Here is a 20,732-nt window from a genome sequence, read left to right as displayed (position 1 = left end):
CACCCGAAGGACGAACCAGGACGAATCCTCAACCCCGACCGACCACCCCAGGCCGGCGCGCGCACGTGAATGATCGAGGCCAGTGACCGGGCCGCCGAACAGGAAAGAGGCGGATACCGGGACGTTGCCCGGCAAGGAAACCTCAGCTATACATCCAGACCCACCAGCCCGCGGCGATGCCGTCCGAGCCGTCCTTGTGCCTGCACATGTGGAGTATTCGGGTCTCTTCCGTCCAGTACTGGGCCCGGGCCTTGCAGGCCTCGACCACCGGGGAGGCCCCGGCTGCCGGCGCGAGACCGACCACCACCCCGCCCGCAGTCGCGGCCAGCAGAAGCCCGGTCGCCAATCGAATACGAATACCCATTGCTCTCCTTCTCGGATTACTGTCCGAACCGCCATGGGAATCAGAGAGAATAATGGACTTGCCTTTGCCGTTCCTCTCTTGCCCAGTAGTTTTCCAGGGCAGTTCCCGAAAAACAAGGCCACAAGTAGGAGATAGCACCCAGAGACGCTATGGACGCAACCATTTGAATCCGGAATAAGTACCCTACTGATGCTTCATCAGGTCTTCATGTGATTTGGCTTCCTTCCGGCCAGGGTGCGATGACCGTGGCCGCGACATACGGTTCTGATCCACTCTCTGCGGAGCCGTGACTGGGCGTCACGGGTGCCTGGAAGGATGGGTGTTCGTGTGACTTCAGCGTGCTTTTCGGCGCGTACCGCGACGTGGCAGGCCGTTTGTCCGGGGTGCGGGACGGTGTCGGGCCGTGTCCACGGCGGGTACCGGCGGCGCTTGGCGCAACGTGCACCGTCGCGCCGTTCATCCCGACGGTCCCGGGACGGACCGCTACTGGACGAGCTGCCGGTGAACCCCGGCGACTGCCGCCACCGGAAGCCCGATCTTCACAGAGGTGGGGTACGGGCCGCCACGAGGGGCCGGTGGCCGCGCCGCGCACCAGTATGCGGTCCGCTCCGGAGTGGGAGCTCGGACCCGCGCACAGACATCGTGTGCCCGCTGCCCGGGAGCCGTTCCGCTACCAGGACGCCAGCGAGTCGTCCGCGTTGCGCCATACCGGGTTGCGCCAGCGGTGGCCGCGTTCGGCGGCTGCCCGGACCGCGGCCTCGTCGATCGTGATGCCCAGACCCGGTGCGGTCGGGCGCTCGATGTAGCCGTCGCGGAACGCGAAGGTCTCGGGATCCACGAGATAGTCCAGCAGCCCGCTGCTGTCGCCGTAGCCGATGCCGAGCGCCTGTTCCTGGATGAGGAAGTTGGGTGTGGCGAAGTCGAGTTGCAGGCTGGCGGCCAGCGTGATCGGGCCGAGCGGGCAGTGCGGCGCCACCAGGACGTCGTACGCCTCCGCCATCGAGGCGATCCGCCGGGTCTCGGAGATACCGCCGGCGTGGCTGATGTCCGGCTGCGCCACGGCGATGCCGTCCGACAGGACGGAACGGAAGTCCCAGCGAGAGTACAGCCGTTCACCGGTCGCGATGGGGATCGAGGTGGAGCGCACCACCGCGCCGAGGTCCCGGGAGAACTCGGGCAGTACCGGCTCCTCCACGAACATCGGCAGCAGCGGCTCCAGCAACGGCAGGACGCGCCGGGACATCGCGCCGCTGAAGCGGCCGTGGAAGTCCAGTGCCACGTCGCGGTCCGGGCCGATGGCCTCGCGTACCGTGGTCACGCTGTCCACGATGGCGTGGATCGCGGCGGCCGTGGCGAGCGGCTCCAGTTGTCCGCAGGGGTTGAGCTTGACCGCGGTCATGCCCTTGGCGACCTGTGCGGCCGCCGCGTCGGCCAGATCCTGGAGAGTCTTGCCGCCGACCCAGCCGTAGACGCGTACCCGGTCGCGCACATGGCCGCCAAGCAGTTGGTACACCGGCACACCGTGGGTCTTGCCAGCGATGTCCCACAGGGCCTGGTCGATGCCGGCCAGGGCGCTGTTGAGCACGACACCCCCGCGGTAGAAACCGCCCTTGGCGAGCATCTGCCAGTGCTCCTCGATGCGGGCCGGGTCCTGCCCCACTAGATAGTCGAACATCTCCTCGACGCACCTCGCCACGGTGTGCGCCCTGCCCTCGACGATGGGCTCTCCCCAGCCGGAGACGCCCTCGTCGGTGTCGACGCGCAGGAAGAGCCACCGTGGTTCGACGAGGAAGAGTTCGTAGCCAGTGATCTTCACGGTGCGGACCTCCGGGTCCTGTTGCACGGCCCTGGGGCCGATGGCTGCGGGTAGGGGGCGTGCGGGCTGGGGGTCGGCCAGGCAGTGAGCGGTCTCGCGGACCGTCTGCCGGACAGTCGGCCGCCCGGGCTATTCCTGGGAGCTGATGCTGCGGCCGCCGTCCACGAGCAGGTTCTGGCCGGTGACGAACGAGGCGTCGTCGGAGGCGAAGAAGGCCACGGCTGCCGCGATGTCCTCGGGGCTGCCGAGCCGGCCGACCGGCGCACACGCGGCGGTCCGGGCCTGGGACTCCGGCGGTGTATGCGCCCACAGGGCCGTGACCACGGCGCCGGGAAGGACGGAGTTGAACCTGATCTCACCGCCGTACTCGACGGCGAGCTGGCGTACCAGGGCGCCGATGCCGCCCTTGGCCGCCGCATACGCGGGGAAGCCCTTGAAGCCGATGGCCGCGTGCACGGACGAGGTGATCACCACCGCGCCCCGGGCAGTCCGGAGCGGGGGGACCGCGGCCCGGACGCCGTAGAACACCGAGTCGAGGCAGAGCCGTAGCTGGTCGTGCCACGCGGCGTCGTCCAGCTCGTGCGCCGCCCCGGACCGGTTCCGGCCGGCGTTGAGGTGCAGGACGTCGAGGTGCCCGGTCCAGGACGTCACCGCCTCGACGGCCGCGGTCCACGCGTCGGGTGAGGTGACGTCGAGCTCGCGGTGCCGGGCCTGTCCTCCCTGGGCGCTGATCTCCTCGGCCACACGGCAGGCGCCCTCGGCGTCCACATCGGTGACGAGGACCGACGCCCCTTCCGCGGCGAGGCGATGGGCGGTGGCTTCGCCGATGCCGGAGGCGGCGGCGGTGAGCAGGGCCGTACGGCCCGGAAAGCGCGCGAGGCCGGTGCGACTCATGGTGTTTCTCCCGCTCTTGCCGTGGAACCGCGCAGCATCAGGCGCGGCTCGGTCGGTACGACGACATCTCCCATTGGCACCCCCTGGATGGCGGCTACCAGAGCATCGACGGCCGCGGTGCCCAGTTCGTACAGGGGCATCGCCACGGTGGTCAGCGGCGGGGAGAGGTGGCCGGCGACCGGCAGATCGTCGTTCCCGACCACCGAGACGTCCTCAGGGATCCGCAGACCGAGGCCCCGGATCGCCGCCATGGCGCCGATCGCCTGCGCCAGGGAGCTGGTGTAGAGCGCGGTGACCGGCGGGGGCGTGCCACCGTCGGCCGGACGCAGCAGTCGCAGTGCCGCGGACACACCGCCGTCCTCGGTGAAGTCCCCGGAGGCGACCGGAGCGGCGGCGAGCCGGAGTTCCCCGGCGCGCCGCAGGAACGCCTCCTTGCGGGCCTCACTGGGGGTGATGCCCGGCGGGCCCGCGATATGGCCGACAGCGTGGTGACCGAGGGAGTGGAGGTGGTCGAGGGCGGTGACGCTGGAACGGGCCACGTCCATGGTGACGTTCCGGCCGGAGCCCTCCACCGAGCGGTTGAGGAAGACATGCGGGACCGGGCTGCGGCTCAGCGCGTCCAGCAGGGGGTGACCGGGGCGCGCGGAGGCGATGAGCAGCCCGTCGACACGGCCCTCCTGCACCAGGTCGTTGAAGGACTCGTCGGCTTCCTGCCCGTCGAAGTCCTCGGCCAGCAGGGAGAGATAGCCCAGCTCGCGGGCGCGCTGGTAGGCGCCGCGGGCGACGGTGACGTACGTGGGGTTGGCGAGGGCGGGGACCAGCAGGGCCAGGACGTGCGTGCTGGCGCCCGCCAGCGCCCGGGCCCCTGAGTGGGGACGGTAGCCCAGCGCCTGGGCGACCTCGTGTACGCGCCGTCGGGTCTCTGGCCGGACGGACAGACCTTCCCGGCCGTTGAGCACCTTGGACACGGTGGCCTTGGAGACTCCTGCCTCGCGGGCGACGTCCACCAGCCTTGCCCGAACCGGCTGCTCAGCCACCTCGGCAGCCTCCCTCTCCCGTAGGGAACGCACGGCACGCGGTAACTGTTTCGGCAACCGGTTACCGAGTGCGTGTCGGATCTCTTGACGCCCTCTGGCGCCACAACCTAACGTTCGCCAAAGCTTCAGTCAACCGGTTTCCCACGGGGCCACAAGCACTATGTCTGGGCAAAACGGGAGATACGCCTAATACTCAGTCGAAACATGACAAGTCGACTAGCTCCGACCATCCGTGAGGAGTGCGATGAAGCGTTCCGGGAGGTTCCCTGGGCGGCCGCGACGCCGTTTACCTGCGCCTATACAGGCAAGAAGTCGAAAGAAACCGTTTTCACGCATCAGGCGGGCCGCCGCCTGAGCTCGGCGCGATCACGACGCGGGCCGCAGCCGGAGCCACTTCCCGGCGAGCTTCACGCCCTCTGAACCCGTTCCGCGCGACGGCGCGGACATCCACTCCTGGCCGCGTACGGCGGCAGCAACGACCGCCTCACCGGGGCGGCGCCGTACAGGGCCAGGGGCAACCTCACCGGGACGCGTCCCGCGCACCACGCCCCCAGGGCGGCGGAACCAGGCGCCCCCGCGACGAACAGATGCCTGCCCCCGGAGCCGACCCCGGCGAGACCCGCCCCCGGCCCGGACATCGTCCGCACGGCGACCACCCGAAGCCGCTCTGCGTCCCCGTACCCCGGCGTCCTCAAAGGTCCGTCCGCAAGGCCGCGTCACGACTGCCCCGTCGGCCTGCCGGCCGCTCGGCGGCGGCCACCCGGCTGTACCCCGGCACGCTCCCGCGCGCCTCAGGGGCGAGCCGGCGCCTCACTCCTGCCTTGCCCCGGCGGAGTGCCCCGCAGATCTCCGCATCGGAATTCCCGCCGCGCATCGGCCCTCGATCCGCCCCGCAGCCCCGCTGCCACCTGTATGAAAGGTCACGACATGTCCGTTGCCGCCAGAAGCGCCCTCGGACGGCGCGACTTCCTCGCCACCACCGCCGGTGTCACGCTCGCCGCCGCGGCACTGCCCGGATGTGCCGCCTCCGTCGACGACGGCTCCGGCTCCGGCACCAAGAAGGGCGCGTCGACGCTCACCGTCATGGCCAAGGACGAGGACAAGAAGACCATCCAGGCCGCCGAACAGGTGCTGGGCGTGAAGATCACCTACCTCGCCTTCGACCAGACCAAGCTCAACGCCATGCTGGCCAGCAAGAACCCGCCGGACGTGGTGCGCGGCTTCGGTGCGCTGGACACGCCGTACTTCGCCGCCCGCGGCCTGATGGCCGACCTGGACCCCTACTTCGCCGAGAGTTCGGTCCTCAAGACCTCCGACCTCGACCCGGTCAACGACCTCTGGCGCTTCGATGGAGACAAGCAGGGGGCGGGCCCGCGCTATGGCATGACGAAGGACTACTCCCAGGATGGGATGTTCTGGTACCGCACCGACATGTTCGACGCCGCGAAGCTGGACCAACCCAGCGACACCGAGCCGCTCTCCTGCGACGAGTGGCTGGACCTCGGCAAGCGGCTGGTCAAACGCCGGCTCGGCAAGGTGAAGGTGTACGGGCTGAGCGCCGGGCCCGGCACCTTGCCCACGTTCATGCACCTGACCGCCTCGGCCGGCGGCAAGCTGTTCGCCGATGGCCTCGCCTCCGTCGACTTCTCCTCGCCCGAGGCGATGAAGGGACTGAGCTGGTACCTGGAGTACGCCAAGGCCAACATCGGCCCCAGCCCCGCCAACCCGAACCCGGACGGCTGGGACTGGCCCACCTACCAGGCCAACCGGCTGGCCATGTCCGGCAGCGGCTACTGGTTCGGCGGGCTGATCGGCGGCGACCCGAAGATCGCCGAGGTGACGCGGTTCGCGCCCGCCCCACAGATGGGCGGCCACCGCATCAGCCCCACCTTCGGTGCCACCGGCTACTGGATCCCCACGGGCGCCAAGAACAAGGACGCCGCCTGGAAGTTCTTCGAGTGGTACTTCGCAGGCCAGCCGGCCAAGGACCGGGCCGGCAGCGGCTGGGGCATCCCGACCCTGAAGTCGCTGCGCCCGATGATGCCGAAGGCGCAGCCGTTCCAGAAGCAGTCCTACGCCGTCCAGCAGCGGGAGCTCCCGTATTTCCAGACGATGACCGTCACCCCGTACGCCCAGGCGACCGCCCTGGACGCGGTGATCAACAAGGTGCTGCCGGGTGCGGTCAGGTCCGGGACCTCCGCCGGGAAGGTCGCGGACGCGCTGAACTCGCAGATGAACGACGCGATCGCCGCGGGCAAGGAGCTGGTGGGGTGAGTACCGGTCAGCTCACCGGAGACACCGCCCGGGCCGTGCCGTCCCCGTCTCCGGGGTCGGCCGCCCGCCCGGCACGCAGACGACTGTCCCTCAGCAAGCGCAGGGCATGGGCGTTCTACGCGTTCACCGGCCCGTGGGTGCTGGGATTCCTGGGGCTGACGGCTTACCCGCTCCTGTACGCGCTGTGGCTGAGCTTCACCAACTCCGACGGACTCTCCCAGCGCACCAGCTTCATCGGTCTGGCGAACTACAAGGAGGTCTTCTCCGACCCGGACACCATGGCCTCCCTCGGCCGGACCGCGCTGTTCACCGGCATCACCGTGCCGCTGTCGATCGTGGCCGGGCTGATGCTGGCGGTCCTGGTCAACCAGCCGATCCGCTCCCGTGGCCTGTTCCGCACCCTGCTGTACCTGCCCGCGGTCGTACCGCCGGTCGGCGCGGCGCTCACCTTCAAGCTGATCTTCGACCGGGACTCGGGGGCCGCCAACGGCGTCCTGGACGTCCTCAACATCAACGGCGTTCCCTGGCTGATCGACCCCTACGCCCGCTGGGTGCTGATCACCCTGACGATGTGGGGTGTCGGCAACGTCATGATCATCTCGCTCGCCGGGCTCCAGGACATCCCCAAGGAACTTCTTGAAGCGGCGCGGGTCGACGGTGCCAGTTCCTGGCAGTCCTTCACCCGGATCACCCTGCCCCTGCTCTCCCCGGTGATCTTCTTCCAGGTCGTCACCGGGATCATCGGAGCGCTGCAGAGCTTCGCGCCGCTGCTGATCGCACTCAACCCCACCCCGGCGGGCGTGACGTCCGTCCCCGAGAGCAACTACTTCTACATGATCAACGTTTTCGCCCAGTACTTCGCCAACGGACGTTACGGCTATGCCTCAGCGATGCTGTGGGTGCTCTTCGCGTTCATCGTCGTCATCACCTTCCTGGTGTTCAAGGTGAGCAAGGGCGCCGTCTTCTACACGGTGGAAGCGGAGCCGGCGAAGGACAAGCCCCGCACGATGGGAGACGCGTAATGGTGTTCGCCCGGCGCAACGCCGTCTACATGCTCCTTGTGGCACTGCTCGTCCTCTTCCTCAGCCCTTTCGGCTGGCTCGCGATCACCGCTCTCAAGGACGCGTCGGAACTGCGGGTCATGCCCATCCACTGGTGGCCGCACCACCCGAACCTGGACAATTTCCGGCAGGCGCTGAACGCGTTCGACTACCTCGGCTATGCGCGCAACTCCCTGACGATCGCCGGCATCTACGCCGTTCTGGTCACCCTCGCCTCGGCCTGGGCCGGATTCGGCTTCGCCCGGCTGACCGCCCCGGGCAAGCGGGTGATCTTCGCGGTGCTGCTGTCGACGATGATGCTGCCGCAGGTCATCACCCTCATCCCGACCTATCTGATGTTCGCCAAGCTCCACCTGCTGAACACCTATATGCCGTGGGTGCTGTGGGGGCTGTCCGGCGCACCGTTCCTGATCTTCCTGTTCCGGCAGTTCTTCAGCAACATGCCGAAGGAACTGGAGGAGGCGGCGATCGTCGACGGCTGCGGTACCTTCCGGATCTTCCTGCGGATCTTCCTGCCGCAGTCGTGGCCGGTCATCGCCGCCAGCCTGATCCTGTCCTTCAGCTGGTCATGGGGCGACTACATCGGCCCCGCGCTGCTGCTGGACGACGCGCACACCACCCTCACGGTCAAGCTCGCCAACGGCTACGTCAACGCACAGGGCATGCCGATGTCCAACCTCGTCGCCGCAGGCGCCGTGATGTACGTGATCCCGGTGCTCGTGCTCTTCCTGATCATGCAGCGCGGCTTCGTCTCCGGAATCGCCACCTCCGGACTCAAGTGAGTCAGCAGCCAACTGGCATATCGTCAGTTTCCCGCGAGCAACTTGAAAGGCACGACGAACATGACCGACGTCCAGGGCACCGACACGACCCGCAGGGTGGGGTGATGGACCGCCCCGCCCTCACCCCGCAGCTCGGCCGGACCCGGGTGATGGCCATCCTCCGGTCGGCCGACGCCTCCGGGCTGCCCGCCGCGGCCCGGGCGCTCGCGGCCGGCGGTATCACCTGCCTGGAAATCACCCTCACCACCCGCGACGCACTCGACGCCCTGGCCTGGATCCGCGACGACCTCGGGCCCGAGGTCGCGGTGGGCGCGGGCACGGTCATGAGCTGCGGCCAGGCCCGGGAAGCGCTCGCGGCCGGCGCCGAGTTCCTGGTGGCGCCGGTCGTCGATGCCGACGTGGTGCGCGGCGCCGCGAAGAGCGGTGTGCCGTGCTATCCGGGCGCCTGGACGCCGACCGAGGTGGCCGCGGCCTGGCGGGCCGGTGCCGCCGCCGTCAAGCTGTTCCCCGCCTCGACCGGCGGCCCCGGGCACCTGCGCCAACTGCGTGCGCCGCTGCCGGAGATCCCGCTCATGGCCGTCGGCGGTGTCGACATCGCCCACGCCCGCGAGTACGTCGACGCGGGAGCATGCGCCGTGGGAATCGGCTCCCCGCTGCTGCGCGGGGCGGACCGGGCCCCGGACTCCGGGCCACTGGAGTCCCTCACCGCGAGGGCGCGTGACCTGCTCGACGCGGTCGGCGCCACCATGCGGGCCCCTGGCCCCCGGACCGAAGAGGCCGGCCGGTGAGCGGCCGGCAGAAGGAGCCCTGTCTTGTGACGGTCGGCGAGGCTCTCGGGGTGCTGTCCGCGTTCCGGCCCGGCCCCCTCGCCCTGGGGGCGGACCTGCGCCTGGGGGTGGCCGGAGCGGAGTCGAACGTCGCCGTCGGAGTCAGCCGGCTCGGCGGCAGCGCCACCTGGATCAGCCGCGTCAGCGACGACGCGCTCGGCGACCTCATCCTGCGCGAACTGCGGGCCGAAGGGGTCACCGCCGTCGCCGTACGCGACGCCGCTCCCACCTCGCTGCTGCTGAAGGAGCAGCGCACCGCCGGCCACAGCCGCACCCGCTACTACCGCGCCCACACCGCCGGTGCCCGGCTGTCCCCCGAGGACATCCCCGAGGACCTCATCGCCCGGGCGACGGTCCTGCACGTCACCGGCATCACGCCCGCGCTGGGTGACAGCCCCGCCCGGGCCGTCACCCGGGCCGTGGACATCGCCGCAGGCGCCGGGGTGACCGTGTCCCTGGACATCAACTTCCGTTCCCTGCTGTGGAGCGAGGCGGATGCCCGGGCCGCCCTGCTGCCGCTGCTGCGCCGCAGCGACCTGGTCTTCGCCGGACCGCACGAGGCGGGACTCGCGGTGGACGGCACAGAGGACCCGGACAAACTCGCCGAGGGTATCTGCCACTTCGGCCCCGCCTCCGCCGTGATCAAGACGGGGGCCGAGGGCGCGTACGCGCTCATCGACGGGCGGCGGTACCGGCAGCCCGCCATCCCCGTCCAGGTCCACGACTCCGTCGGAGTGGGCGACGCCTTCGCCGCCGGGTACCTCGCCGAACTCCTCGCGGGCGAGCCGCCCGAGCGGCGGCTGCGCACGGCGGCCCTGCTGGGCGCCTTCGCGGTCGGCACCGCCGGTGACTGGGAGGGCCTGCCCCGGCGCTCCGAACTGCGGCTCCTCGACCACCATGACGACAACGTCCGCTGACCTCCCCCGGCCTCCCCGCACCTGCTCAAGGACCACTTATGCCCACCCGCACCCCCGACGACCGGCCCCTCGTCCTCACCGGCTCCCACACCCCGGACAGCGGGGGCGGCGGCACCGGAGTCGCCGCCCTGCGGCTCGATCCGGCGACCGGCCACCTGGCGTACGACAGCGGGGTGCCGCCCGTGCCGGTCAGTGGTGCCTCCTTCCTGGCCGCGCACCCGTTCCTGGACGTCCTCTACAGCACGAACGAGAAAGCCTCCGGATCCGTGACCGCCCTCGCCCGGCAGGGCGACGGCACCCTGATCGCCCGGGGAGCACCGGTCAGCAGCGGGGGCGCGAACCCGTGCCACCTCACCGTCCACCCCGACGGCGGCTGGCTGCTGACCGCGAACTACGGCGACGACATCACTCCCGGCAGCGTGGCCGTGCACCGGCTCGGCGCAGACGGACGGGTGGGCGAACCGACCCACGTCGCGGTGCACGAGGGGTCAGGACCGGTGGCCGGCCGGCAGGAGGGCAGCCACGCCCACCAGGTACTCGTCGACCCGGCGGGCCGTTACGTCCTCGCCACCGACCTGGGCGCCGACGCGGTCTTCACCTACCGGCTCGACACGCGCACCGGAACCCTCCAGCGGGCGGCGGTGAACCGGCTGTGCGCCGGCTCCGGCCCTCGCCACCTCGCCTTCGTTCTCGGCGGGGAGCTGGTGTTCAGCGCGGACGAGCTGTCCTCGACCCTCACCTGCCACCGGTACGACACCGCCAAGGGCACCCTGACGGCCGTCGCCACGGTGCCCGCCACCCAGGCCCGGGACGTCGTCAACCAGCCCGGCGGCATCGTCGCCTCCCCCTGCGGGCGCTTCGTCTGGCTGACCAACCGCGGCGCCGACACCGTGGCCGCCTTCCGCCTCACCGGCACCACCCCGGAACCGATCGGCGAGACGGCGAGCGGCGGCACCTGGCCCCGAGGCCTGACCTACGCGGCCGGTCATCTGCTGGTCGCCAACCAGCACAGCGGCACGATGGCCGCCCTGCGCGTCCTCGACACGGGAGCCCTCGAACAGGCTGCTCCGGCGATTTCCGCACCCTCGGTCGTGTGTGCGCTCGTTCTCTGATGACTCACTTCGCTCACCTGCTGGGTCCGCAAATTTGAAAGGCAGTCATGTCCGATCCCCGCACCACCACCCCGGTCGCACGCTTCACCCTCGACGCGGCCTTCGGCATCGGTGACGTCCACCCTCGGCTGTACGGATCGTTCGTCGAGCACTTGGGCCGCTGCGTCTACACGGGCCTCTACGAGCCCGGCCACCCGCAGGCCGACGCCGACGGTCTGCGCCACGACGTCCTGGACCTGGTCCGGCAACTGGGCGTCACCACCGTGCGCTACCCAGGCGGCAATTTCGTCTCCGGCTACCGCTGGGAGGACGCGGTGGGACCGCGCGAGGAGCGGCCGGCACGGCTGGACCTGGCCTGGAAGACCACCGAGACCAACGAGTTCGGCCTCGGCGAGTTCATCGACTTCTGTGCCAAGACCGGCATGGAGCCCATGATGGCCGTCAACCTCGGCACCCGCGGGGTCGAGGACGCCGTACGACTGCTGGAGTACTGCAACCACCCGGGCGGCACCGAGCTGTCCGACCGCCGTGTCGCCCACGGGGGCAAGGAGCCGTACGGCATCAAGATGTGGTGCCTGGGCAACGAGATGGACGGCCCCTGGCAGATCGGCCACAAGACGGCCGAGGAATACGGACGGCTCGCCGCCGAGACGGCCCGCGCCATGAAGATGATCCAGCCCGATCTGGAGGTGGTGGCCTGCGGAAGCTCGAACTCCGGCATGGAGACCTTCGCCGCGTGGGAGGCCACCGTCCTGGAGGCGGTCTACGACCTGGTCGACCATGTCTCCCTGCACGCCTACTACGAGGAGATCGACGGCGACCGGGACTCCTTCCTCGCGTCCGCCGTCGACATGGAGCACTTCATCGAATCGGTCGTCGCCACCTGCGACCACGTCCGCGCCCGGCTGAAGAAGAGCAAGCGCATCAATCTCTCCTTCGACGAGTGGAACGTCTGGTACCAGAAGCGGCCCAACCCGCACCCGGTCGAGGACTGGCAGCAGGCGCCACGTCTGCTGGAGGACGTCTACACCGTCACGGACGCCGTGGTCTTCGGCTCACTGCTCATCGCCCTGCTGCGACACGCCGACCGGGTCACCGCGGCCTCATTGGCACAGCTTGTCAACGTCATCGCGCCGATCATGACCGAGCCGGGCGGCCCGGCCTGGCGGCAGACCACCTTCTTCCCCTTCGCCCAGGCGTCGGCGTACGGGCGCGGCCGGGTGCTGCGCGTCGAGGTGGACAGCCCGACGTACCCCACCGCCCGGTTCGGCGAGGTGCCGCTGCTGCACACCACCGCCGTGACCGACGACGAGACCGGAGCGGTCACCGTCTTCGCCGTCAACCGCGGGCAGAGCACCGCCCTGCCGCTGGAGATCGACCTGCGTGGGATCGAGGCCCACACCGTGGCGGAGCACCTGGTTCTGGCCGACGCCGACCCGGAGGCACGCAACACCGTGGACCAGCCGGCCCGCGTCGTCCCGCACCCCGCCACCGGAACCACCGTCACCGACGGCGTCCTGCGGGCCGAACTCGAGCCGCTCTCCTGGAACATGATCCGTTTGGTGCGTGCCTGAAAGCTGCACCGGACGGGCTGGAGCGTGCGGATCCCGGCCCGCAAGGCCGCCGAGCGTGACGGAGCCGTGGTGGTGGCCGGACGGCTCGGGCACCGGGCGGCGCATCGACGAGCGCCGCAAGGAGGACGGCTGGCTGGCCCGCGAGGAGTGGCTGCCGGAGGAAGGAAGGGGAGCGACATGAGTGAGGAGACCCGCAGCGAGGTGTACGCGGAGCCGGCCGCCGTGGGTCCGTACGGCGTCCACCCGGGCACGCCCTGATCACCATGGTCTAGCCGCATCCGCGCCACGAGTACGCGTACAACCGCTGGTAATTCCGGCGCATTCCCCTGACGGGCGCTTATGAAGGTCGAAACGGCTGTGACCTGCTAGAACGGGTTGCAGAGGCGATCGGAGGCAGTCAGAGGCGAATCCAACCCGGGCTCCCGCAGCGACGCCGACACCCTCCCACCAAACGCACCGTCGGCCTGCACCACCCACAACCAGGTGATGAAGGCCGACGTCACGCACAGGGGCCGGACCATTTGCCAGCAGTGTCCGGTACCGGTCCGACCCCTTCGATCACCCGGCGGCCACGAGTGCCGCCACGGCTGCGGCGATCGCGTCGGTCGCGGCGTCCACCTCGGCCTGCGTCGGGTTGGCACCGGTCTCGCGTAGGGCCAGCCCGGCCTTACGGGCCTCGGTCAGGTCGGCCCAGGACTCGGCGGTCCAGTCGGCCTCGGACAGCGCGGCGGTTTCCTCCAGGAGGAGACCCAGTCCGGTGATGTCCACCGGGACGCGGAGGAACTGGAGCTCGGCCAGGTTCGTGTAGCCGTTCGTCGAATACAGCCGGAGCGCTTGGTAGCTGACAGGCGCCTCGAGCGGGTACTCGGTCCAGCCGCTGGAGGCGGGCGTCGAGAGGGTCAGGAACGTCTCCCAGGTCTTGCCTCCGTCGTTGGAGCCTTGGACCTTGAACCCGTTGGCCCGGTGCGCGTGTCCGGGGCGCGGTTGGACCTTGACGCTCTCGACGGGCAGGACGCGGCCGTCGTCCGGGCGGACCCGCACCCAGCCTTCGGCCGTCTTGGTGTCGGTGTACGTGGACGGGTCGCCGTCGAACAGGGCCCAGCCGTTGGCGGCCGCATCGAGCGAGTCGTCCCAGGACGGGCTGCTGGCCTCCACCCAGGACGGGGCGACCGGCGTGATCGTCGAGGGCGGGTCCTCCAGGAGGTCCCAAGCCTCGAGGAGCCGCTCGGCGAGCGCCTGCTCGTCCGCGCCGTCCTCTTCGGCGGCCGCCTTGATCGCCTTTACTTCCCGGGTGAACAGGATTGCCGAGGCCCGCGAGTGCAGGCCCAGGTCGACCGCTTCAGCCCGGGCGAGCAGCTTGGCCAGGTCGAGGTGGACCTCGCCGTAGATCCGCAGCTCGGCGACGCTGATGATGGTGCCGTTGCGGATCCGCAGGTACCGGTAGGAGCCGTCGTCGAGCGAGGAACGGTTCTGCCAGTCGTGGGTGGTCTCGGACGGCTTGGTCAGCCGCGTCCAATTGACCAGGTCGTTCGATCCCTCGAGCGTCTGGGTCCACATGCGGGACAGACCGTAGCCGTCCTGGCGCGGCCGCAGCTCTGCCCGGTCGAGCGAGACCGACACGCCGTCGCTGAAGTCCCAGATCAGGTAGTACTCGCCGTCGACGGCGCGCACGTCGCTGGCGGTGCCCAGGTCGTCGTCGGTCATCCTCAGCCCGTGGCGGGACTTGTTCGAGTCGGCGTCGCCGTTGAGGTCGACGACCTCGCCGAGCGCGCCCAGATCGAGGTAGTCGCGCTGGTCGCTCGCCCACAGCTTCGATCCGTCGGTCGTCCCGTAGAACGTGTCGGCGGTCTCGCCGTCGGCGGTGGTGTGATCGATGCCGACGATGACCGTCCGGCCGCCGGTGACGCCATCGAGCACCGTCGAGGCGGTCCAGGTCTTGCCGTCGTCGCTGACGGCCTCGGCGCTCTGGCCGGCGATGGTGACCGAGACGTCGCTGATCGGCTCCTCACTGGAGAACGCCACGGCGACCTCATCACCGGTGGTGACACGGCCGATGGTCGCGTCGTCGGAGGACAGCGAGGCCTCGGCGATGCCGTTGACCGCTTCGGAGCGTTCGCCGTGGATGTGGAGCTCGGCGATCGAGAAGATGTCGGGGTAGGCCGGGTCGGTCTTCTCGCCGCGGATGTCGACCTGGACCTTCAAGAACCGGAACTCCTCGCCGGCTTGTTCGGCGACGACCGGGATGTGCTCCCAGTCGGACGTGTTCGAGGTCGCCCGCTCGGTCAGCAGCGTCCATTCGGCGCCGTCGAGCGAGCCGTACACGTTCGCGCCCTGGTACCGGTTGGGGAACAGGTTCCGCGCCCGCATGTCGAACTGCGATGCGGCGACCCGGTAGTCCGGCCCGAAGTCGAGCGTGAAGAAGGTGCCGAGCATGTCGCCGCCGATCGTGGTGTGATCGTCGTCGGCGAGGTTGCGCACCCCGTTCTTGTTGATCACCGTCGGCGTGACGATGCCGGTGAAGTCCAGCGTCCCGTCCTCCAGGCGCGGGTTGAGCAGCCTGAGCGCGTCGATGGCGTCCAGCAGAGAGTCGAAGGCGGCGCGGAACTCCGCGTCGGTGCCTTCATCGTGGGCGACCTGCTTGACCGCAGCGAGCGCCTCCAGGTACGGCTCGTAGGTGACGGCGGTGTAGACGGCGTACTCGTCGGTGCCGTCGGCGACCACGTCCTCGATCATGCGGGGCCGGTTCTTGGACACCACGAGCTCGAAGGTGCGCGCCGTGATGGACTCGCCGTCGTCGGCGACGACCTGAACCCGGTGGCGTCCGCGGTCCTGGGGCGTCGGCGTCCAGGTGACGGTCCCGGTCTCGGCGTCGAGCGACGCTCCGTCCGGGAGGCCGGCAGCCGAGTAAACGACCGAACCGCCCGCGTCGACCGCGGACAGGTCGAACGACGCCTCCACGTCCTGCCACCAGTAGTAGTGGTCCCGGGTCTGCTCGAACCGAGGGGCGGTGAGGTTGTCCTTGGCTGCGAACATGACGGTGTCGAAGTCGACGGTGACGCCCTCGGCGCCGGTCACGCGGTAGTAATGCACATTGGACCCGGTCGCCGGGTAGGTGATGTACCGCCATTCGCCGTGTGTGTCAGGCAGTTCCACCGTTCCGAGGGTTCTGGGTCCGGTCTCGTCCGGGTTCAGGCCGGACGGCTCCTCCTTGGAGAGCACATCGAGCGTGGCTTGGCCGTTGGTCCGCACCAGCACGCCGATGTCGCGGCCCCAGGGGCGCATCATCCGGCTGACGGCGCTGGTCGTGCCGTCCGAGTTCGCGTGGGCGCGGGCGAAGGTGCGACCGTCCTGGGTGACGATCTCGGTGCCGTCGTCCATCAGCAGGGCGTAGCGGCCGAACGAGAGCTCGGTCTCTTCGACAGGCGTCGGCTCCGTTCCCGCCAGTTCCTCGGGGAAGGCGACCCAGTACTCGACGCTCTTGTCGCCGGGGGCCCAGAAGTTCTTGGTGCCGGTCCCGTAGCGGAAGAAGGGGCCGTCCATACGCCGGTGCAGCTCTGCCAGCCACGGAGCCTCTGCGTCGACGTCAACGCCTTCTCTGTACTTGTACTGGTAGTACAGCTCCGAGAGTGGGTTGAAGACCCGTCCGCGGTACGCCTGGGAGAGCGTGCCGCCGGACTGTTGTTCGTCGACCCAGGGGATCCAGGCGCCCATCATGAAGCCGTAGAAGGCGTCCGCACCCTGCAGCAGGCGGTTGTCCAGGAAGGAGTAGGCGCTCACCGCGTCGTCGGCGGTCGAGACGGTGCCGTCGACGCGGTCGACCTTGGTGCCCTGGACGTCGAGGAAGCGGGCCAGGGCGGCGAAGTTGTCGATGTTGGTCTCGCCGTGGGCCTGGTCGCGTCCCATCTCGCGGACCTGCACGAAGTCCTTGCCGTAGGGGTTGAGCTTGTGGTCGGCCCCGATGAGCGGCATCTGCGTCGCCATCGCGCCGTTGTCGTAGCCGTCATAGGTGGAGTTCTTGGTGAACCACTCGACGCCCTTTGCATAGCCTTTGACGTCGTCGGCGTAGATCGCCGTGGCGATACGCCCGTACAGGCCGAAGTTGTGCTGGTTCATCCACTTCTTGTTGGAGAAGTTGAAGACGTCGACGATCGGGTTCGCGAGGTTGTTCAGGAGCTTCTTGTCGTCGTCGGCGTCCCAGGTCACGTCATAACCGTCGTGGGTACCAGCGGTGCCGTCGGGGACCGGTTCGGTGGCGCGGATGATCTCGGCGGCCATCAGGAACTGCGACAGCGGCTTGCCGGTGTGGATGTGCGCGTCGGGAAAGTAGGCGTAGCCGTCGGGGTCCATGTTCGACCAGGTGCGCAGGCCCATGATCGCGCCCTTGCGGTACACCTCGTCACCGGTGTTGATCCACAGCAGCGCCTGGGTGAGGACCCCGAAGGAGTCGCGGGTCAGGCGCCCGCGCAGACTCCCTTCGGTGAAGGTCGACGTGACGGGGACCTCCGGCTTGTCCCTGACCATGTTGTCGACGGTGTAGCCCTTCTTCGCCCACGGCCGGACCTGCGTCATGGCATCGAAGTAGGAAGCCCAGGGCTCCTGGCCGGAGCGGACCATCCCTTGGGCGTTGCGCAGGTTCTCGGCCGACAGGCCGACGCCGGGGTGGACGAATCCGGCGTCGCTGACCGTCTCGTGGATCTTGACCACATGGTCGGTGAGCAGGCTCTCGTAGCCGTCGGCTTGGGCGGGTGCCGCAGCCGCCCCGGCAAGTCCCACCGTCAGCGCCAGTGCGGCGCCTATCGCGGTGATCCGCGATCTAGCGCGTTCCATGACTTGTTTCATTGCAGAGGCCTTTCTGGGGCCGTGAGGCGCCGGGCGCGGCACGGCATCCGGGGTTGTTGGGTATCGCGTCCGTCAGCCGGTGGCCCTGCGCCGTGTCCGGCGTCGGGGCCGTCGGCCGGCGGAGGTCCGGGAGGGGCCGTGGGCGGTGTCGGTGAGCGAGGTGTTGTCCGCCTGCGGGGAGTCACTCACGTCCAGGCAGGCACGAGGGTGGGTACAGGCGCGGTAGTAGTGGGAGCCGGCAGTGACCCTCCTGGCGAAGGCGTTGCCATAGGTGCGCAGCGTGATCCCGGCGGTGTCCCGGCCGCGAGTGTGCTTCAGCGGCAGCATGATCAGTGGCGTAGCGCGGCGTCCGGACAGGCCCTAAGGGACCGCCGGTCCCGGCGGGCGCACTGGTCCCGCGTCATACGCGATGACCGCCACTGCGGCCGCTCTCTCCTGCTCGCCGTTCATCAGCCCCTCTCAGGCGTTCGGACCATCCATAGAAACCGGTCTCTACGGAAGCTAAAGCCGACTGCACGGCGGAACAATATGTCGGACAGGAGAATCTGCTGAAGCACCCAACACTCAAGGAAGAACCATGAAATCTCGGACCATCGAGAAGCAGCGGACAGTGACCCTCTGAAGGCAACCGGTTTCCGCAGAGCCGTGAAACAGTGTCAGACGCTGTCCTGTAGGGCGGTGCCGAGGACGGCGCGTTCCACGGCCAGGGCCTGTTGAGCTGCTTCGCGGTTCACCTGGTGGACTTTGTTGTCCGCCCAGACGCGCGTGTTGCATCTCCTGGATGCCGAGTGCGCAGGTGGCGCATTTTCAGGTGGCCCAGGGAGGGCGTCAGGACGCGCTCGATGCGGTCCTCGTAGCCCTGGCGGGTGCACCGCTTGTGGCGACATTTCCGGGCGGAAGGCTGGCTGCACACCGCGGCTCCGATCCCGCGGGTATGCCGCGCGGGCGGGGTCGGTGACCTCCTTCCGCACGCAGCGGCCGGTCGTCGCCGCAGAGGCAGCTCTTCGGGCCTCCGAGGCTGTGGCCGCTCGTCGCTGAGGACGCTGTCATAGAAACCGGTTGTGTCAAAATGAGCCGAACCCTTGACGGCATCTTCGCTCATGCCGCAGATTTCGGCGTGACGGATCAGCCCGTCGCCCGCCCACCCCCTCCGCGAGAAGCAGGTGTTCTCCCCGCACGCCCCGGCAGCCCGCAGAGGTGGCCGCACCCTCGGGCTTTTCCACCTTCGGCCGCAGACGGCCACCCCCGCACACGTTCCGTCAAGGAGTCCCCATGAGCTCGTCCCTCTCCCGGCGAACCGCCCTCCAGGCCGCTGGCGTCCTTGCTGTCGGCAGCATGGCCGCTGGCGTCGGGGGCATCGCCCAGGCTGCCACTGAAGAAACCGGTTCCCCGAGCGATACTGTTGTCATCCACCCGACTCTCCCCGAGGTGCCGGCCAACACCTCCTTCACCGTCAAGGTCCGGCCGGCCGGCGGCAGTTGGCAGAGACTCGACGTCTACCTGGCCAAGCTGGCGCTGATCGACGCCGTCACCGGCGAGAACCCGGTCCAGAAGTCCTCCTGGGCCGCCTTCGACTTCTCCGGCACCGTCGAGGTCGAGGTCACCTACAACCGGGGCGGCGCCGAGAAGTTCCGTATCCGCCCGGACTCGTACGACATCACCCCCGAGGTGCGCGGCGACACGGCGCGCTTCACCCTGGACCGGCCCCGCAACCTCGTCGTCCAGGTCGACGACAAGACCTTCGACTGCCTGCACCTGTTCGCGAACCCGATCGAGCAGAACCCGCCCGCCGAGGGCGACAAGAACGTCATGTACTTCGGGCCCGGTCTGCACACCCACCCCGGCCGGAAGCTGACGGTGCCCAGCGGCACCACCGTCTACCTGGCCGCCGGCGCCGTCCTCACCTCCCAGGTGATCTTCGAGGGGGCGAACAACTCCCGGCTGATCGGTCGCGGCGTGCTCTACGACTCCGCCGGCGGTGCGCTCGCCGTCCGCAAGTGCGAGAACGTCACGATCGACGGCATCACGATCCTCAACCCCCGGTACGAGAACATCCGGGTCGCCGAGTGCAACAATCTCAAGATCAAGAACGTGCGGGCCTTCAGCCGTGAGGGCTGGGGCGACGGCATCCAGCTCTACTGCTCCGAGAACGTCACGATCGACGGCTGCTTCCTGCGCACGTCCGACGACTGCATCGCCCTCTACACCCACCGCTGGGACTTCTACGGCGACACCCGCAACATCACCGTCAAGAACTGCTCCCTCTGGGCCGATGTGGCCCACACGATCAACATGGGCGTCCACGGCAACCCCGACCCCGACAACCACGAGATGCTGGAGAACCTGAACTTCGAGAACATCGACATCCTCGACCACCGCGAGCCGCAGGTGAACGCCCAGGGCTGCATCGCCCTCAATGCCGCCGACGGCAACCTCATTCGGAAGGTGAAGTTCGACAACATCCGCGTGGAGGACTTCCGCTGGGGCCAGCTCTTCCACATGCGGGTCATCAACAACCCGAGGTGGAACAAGGCGGCCGGCCGCGGCATCGAGAGCGTCTACGTCAAGGACGTCAACTACAACGGCAAGAACGCCGACGTGTCGATCGTCGCCGGGACCGACGCGGAGCGCACTGTCAAGGACGTCACCTTCGAGAACCTCCGCGTCAACGGCAGGGTGATCCGCGACAGCGGGGGCAAGCCGCGCTGGTACCTGGCCTCGGACGGCGTGCCCATGTTCGTCAACGAGCACGTGCAGAACCTCCGCTTCCTCACCACCGAGGAGGCCGCAGGCCTGTAATCCGCCGGCGGTCGGCCCCGGAGTCCTCCTGCGAGGACACCGGGGCCGCGCATTTGATTACGCGATCACACCGGTATCCCACCTGTTCCTCGACCGCACCATCCCGCCTCCACCCCTGCCCAACGGCCTGTCCCATAGCGCAGACTCACCGACGGCATCGCCGCGCCCGCCTCCACCCCCGGCCCAGTGCCCCGGCAGGCAACGTTCGCCCCGTCGCGACGCCCGGCACGCCCTCTCGCCGCACCGGCCGAAAGCCCAAGTACATCCAGTACGAGGACTTCCGGCCGGCACGCCGAGTGCACGCACCGGACGCCGCTCCTTGACGGGCAAACGTTGCCTGTCGCGGCACTAGTAGGGCTTTGTTAGGTCCTGTGGTGGGGTTCGGGGGTGGGTGCGGGCTGGCCGCATATCGAGCAGGCGCCGGTCCAGGTGGCCA

15 protein-coding genes are annotated in these 20,732 nt (G+C 69.2%); 9 read left to right on the top strand and 6 right to left on the bottom strand.

The genetic code is table 11. The features are described 5' to 3' along the window. Positions 1-142: 142 nt before the first annotated feature. From H8R17_RS40015 to H8R17_RS40000, 4 genes are all read right to left on the bottom strand, one after another. The gene (locus tag H8R17_RS40015; RefSeq protein ID WP_187828111.1) at positions 143-364 is read right to left on the bottom strand and encodes a hypothetical protein; all 222 of its coding nucleotides are present in this window, start codon (positions 362-364) and stop codon (positions 143-145) included. A gap of 670 nt (positions 365-1,034) precedes the next feature. Next, the gene (dgoD, locus tag H8R17_RS40010; protein ID WP_187828110.1) at positions 1,035-2,180 is read right to left on the bottom strand and encodes a galactonate dehydratase; all 1,146 of its coding nucleotides are present in this window, start codon (positions 2,178-2,180) and stop codon (positions 1,035-1,037) included. Positions 2,181-2,309: 129 nt separating this feature from the next. After that, positions 2,310-3,074: an SDR family NAD(P)-dependent oxidoreductase gene (locus H8R17_RS40005; RefSeq protein ID WP_187828109.1), complete on the bottom strand. Its 765-nt coding sequence runs from the start codon at positions 3,072-3,074 to the stop codon at positions 2,310-2,312. Beyond that, positions 3,071-4,111 (bottom strand): LacI family DNA-binding transcriptional regulator, encoded by a 1,041-nt coding sequence (locus H8R17_RS40000; RefSeq protein ID WP_187828108.1) that lies wholly within the window; start codon positions 4,109-4,111, stop codon positions 3,071-3,073. Before H8R17_RS40000 ends, H8R17_RS40005 begins: the two co-directional genes overlap by 4 nt. 927 nt (positions 4,112-5,038) lie before the next feature. On the opposite strand from H8R17_RS40000, the gene H8R17_RS39995 reads away from it, so the two are divergent. The 8 genes from H8R17_RS39995 (at position 5,039) to H8R17_RS48010 (ending at position 12,839) form a co-directional block, all read left to right on the top strand. Further along, positions 5,039-6,385 carry an extracellular solute-binding protein gene (locus H8R17_RS39995; protein WP_187828107.1) on the top strand — a complete coding sequence of 449 codons (1,347 nt, stop codon included), beginning with the start codon at positions 5,039-5,041 and terminating at the stop codon, positions 6,383-6,385. Next, positions 6,382-7,407 (top strand): carbohydrate ABC transporter permease, encoded by a 1,026-nt coding sequence (locus tag H8R17_RS39990; protein ID WP_187828106.1) that lies wholly within the window; start codon positions 6,382-6,384, stop codon positions 7,405-7,407. Before H8R17_RS39995 ends, H8R17_RS39990 begins: the two co-directional genes overlap by 4 nt. Next, positions 7,407-8,228, top strand: coding sequence for a carbohydrate ABC transporter permease (locus H8R17_RS39985; RefSeq protein ID WP_187828105.1), 822 nt, complete (start codon positions 7,407-7,409; stop codon positions 8,226-8,228). Before H8R17_RS39990 ends, H8R17_RS39985 begins: the two co-directional genes overlap by 1 nt. A 104-nt stretch (positions 8,229-8,332) precedes the next feature. Beyond that, entirely contained in the window at positions 8,333-9,016 is a 684-nt protein-coding gene (locus tag H8R17_RS39980; protein ID WP_223126022.1) for a bifunctional 4-hydroxy-2-oxoglutarate aldolase/2-dehydro-3-deoxy-phosphogluconate aldolase, read from the top strand. A gap of 26 nt (positions 9,017-9,042) precedes the next feature. Continuing rightward, positions 9,043-9,972 carry a sugar kinase gene (locus tag H8R17_RS39975; protein ID WP_316959680.1) on the top strand — a complete coding sequence of 310 codons (930 nt, stop codon included), beginning with the start codon at positions 9,043-9,045 and terminating at the stop codon, positions 9,970-9,972. Positions 9,973-10,010: 38 nt separating this feature from the next. After that, positions 10,011-11,084: a lactonase family protein gene (locus tag H8R17_RS39970; RefSeq protein ID WP_187828102.1), complete on the top strand. Its 1,074-nt coding sequence runs from the start codon at positions 10,011-10,013 to the stop codon at positions 11,082-11,084. Between the two features lie 47 nt (positions 11,085-11,131). Beyond that, positions 11,132-12,658: an alpha-N-arabinofuranosidase gene (locus H8R17_RS39965; RefSeq protein ID WP_187828101.1), complete on the top strand. Its 1,527-nt coding sequence runs from the start codon at positions 11,132-11,134 to the stop codon at positions 12,656-12,658. A 55-nt stretch (positions 12,659-12,713) separates the two neighbouring features. Beyond that, a complete protein-coding gene (locus H8R17_RS48010) occupies positions 12,714-12,839 on the top strand; it encodes a hypothetical protein (RefSeq protein WP_262505880.1) in 126 nt (41 codons plus the stop codon). A 377-nt stretch (positions 12,840-13,216) separates the two neighbouring features. On the opposite strand, the gene H8R17_RS39960 is transcribed toward H8R17_RS48010, so the two are convergent. Both H8R17_RS39960 and H8R17_RS39955 read right to left on the bottom strand, forming a co-directional pair. Beyond that, on the bottom strand, positions 13,217-17,485 hold the full coding sequence (locus tag H8R17_RS39960; RefSeq protein ID WP_187828100.1) for a discoidin domain-containing protein: 4,269 nt from the start codon (positions 17,483-17,485) through the stop codon (positions 13,217-13,219). 84 nt (positions 17,486-17,569) lie between these two features. Then, a complete protein-coding gene (locus H8R17_RS39955) occupies positions 17,570-17,824 on the bottom strand; it encodes a hypothetical protein (RefSeq protein ID WP_187828099.1) in 255 nt (84 codons plus the stop codon). A 945-nt stretch (positions 17,825-18,769) separates the two neighbouring features. On the opposite strand from H8R17_RS39955, the gene H8R17_RS39950 reads away from it, so the two are divergent. Next, positions 18,770-20,296 (top strand): glycosyl hydrolase family 28 protein, encoded by a 1,527-nt coding sequence (locus tag H8R17_RS39950; RefSeq protein ID WP_187828098.1) that lies wholly within the window; start codon positions 18,770-18,772, stop codon positions 20,294-20,296. Positions 20,297-20,732: the final 436 nt, after the last annotated feature.

Source organism: Streptomyces sp. TRM68367, from assembly GCF_014495685.1.
GTDB lineage: Bacteria > Actinomycetota > Actinomycetes > Streptomycetales > Streptomycetaceae > Streptomyces.
Note: the sequence above shows the minus strand (reverse complement) of the source record. Positions and strands in the feature narration are given on the sequence as shown.

What these genes read in the sequence shown, in the direction of transcription:
- H8R17_RS39960 (WP_187828100.1), bottom strand. Translation starts at nt 17,485, where the DNA reads ATGGAACGCGCTAGATCGCGGATCACCGCGATAGGCGCCGCACTGGCG.
- H8R17_RS40005 (WP_187828109.1), bottom strand. Translation starts at nt 3,074, where the DNA reads ATGAGTCGCACCGGCCTCGCGCGCTTTCCGGGCCGTACGGCCCTGCTC.
- H8R17_RS39985 (WP_187828105.1), top strand. Translation starts at nt 7,407, where the DNA reads ATGGTGTTCGCCCGGCGCAACGCCGTCTACATGCTCCTTGTGGCACTG.
- H8R17_RS40015 (WP_187828111.1), bottom strand. Translation starts at nt 364, where the DNA reads ATGGGTATTCGTATTCGATTGGCGACCGGGCTTCTGCTGGCCGCGACT.
- H8R17_RS39950 (WP_187828098.1), top strand. Translation starts at nt 18,770, where the DNA reads ATGAGCTCGTCCCTCTCCCGGCGAACCGCCCTCCAGGCCGCTGGCGTC.
- H8R17_RS39965 (WP_187828101.1), top strand. Translation starts at nt 11,132, where the DNA reads ATGTCCGATCCCCGCACCACCACCCCGGTCGCACGCTTCACCCTCGAC.
- H8R17_RS39995 (WP_187828107.1), top strand. Translation starts at nt 5,039, where the DNA reads ATGTCCGTTGCCGCCAGAAGCGCCCTCGGACGGCGCGACTTCCTCGCC.
- H8R17_RS39970 (WP_187828102.1), top strand. Translation starts at nt 10,011, where the DNA reads ATGCCCACCCGCACCCCCGACGACCGGCCCCTCGTCCTCACCGGCTCC.
- H8R17_RS39955 (WP_187828099.1), bottom strand. Translation starts at nt 17,824, where the DNA reads ATGCTGCCGCTGAAGCACACTCGCGGCCGGGACACCGCCGGGATCACG.
- H8R17_RS39980 (WP_223126022.1), top strand. Translation starts at nt 8,333, where the DNA reads ATGGACCGCCCCGCCCTCACCCCGCAGCTCGGCCGGACCCGGGTGATG.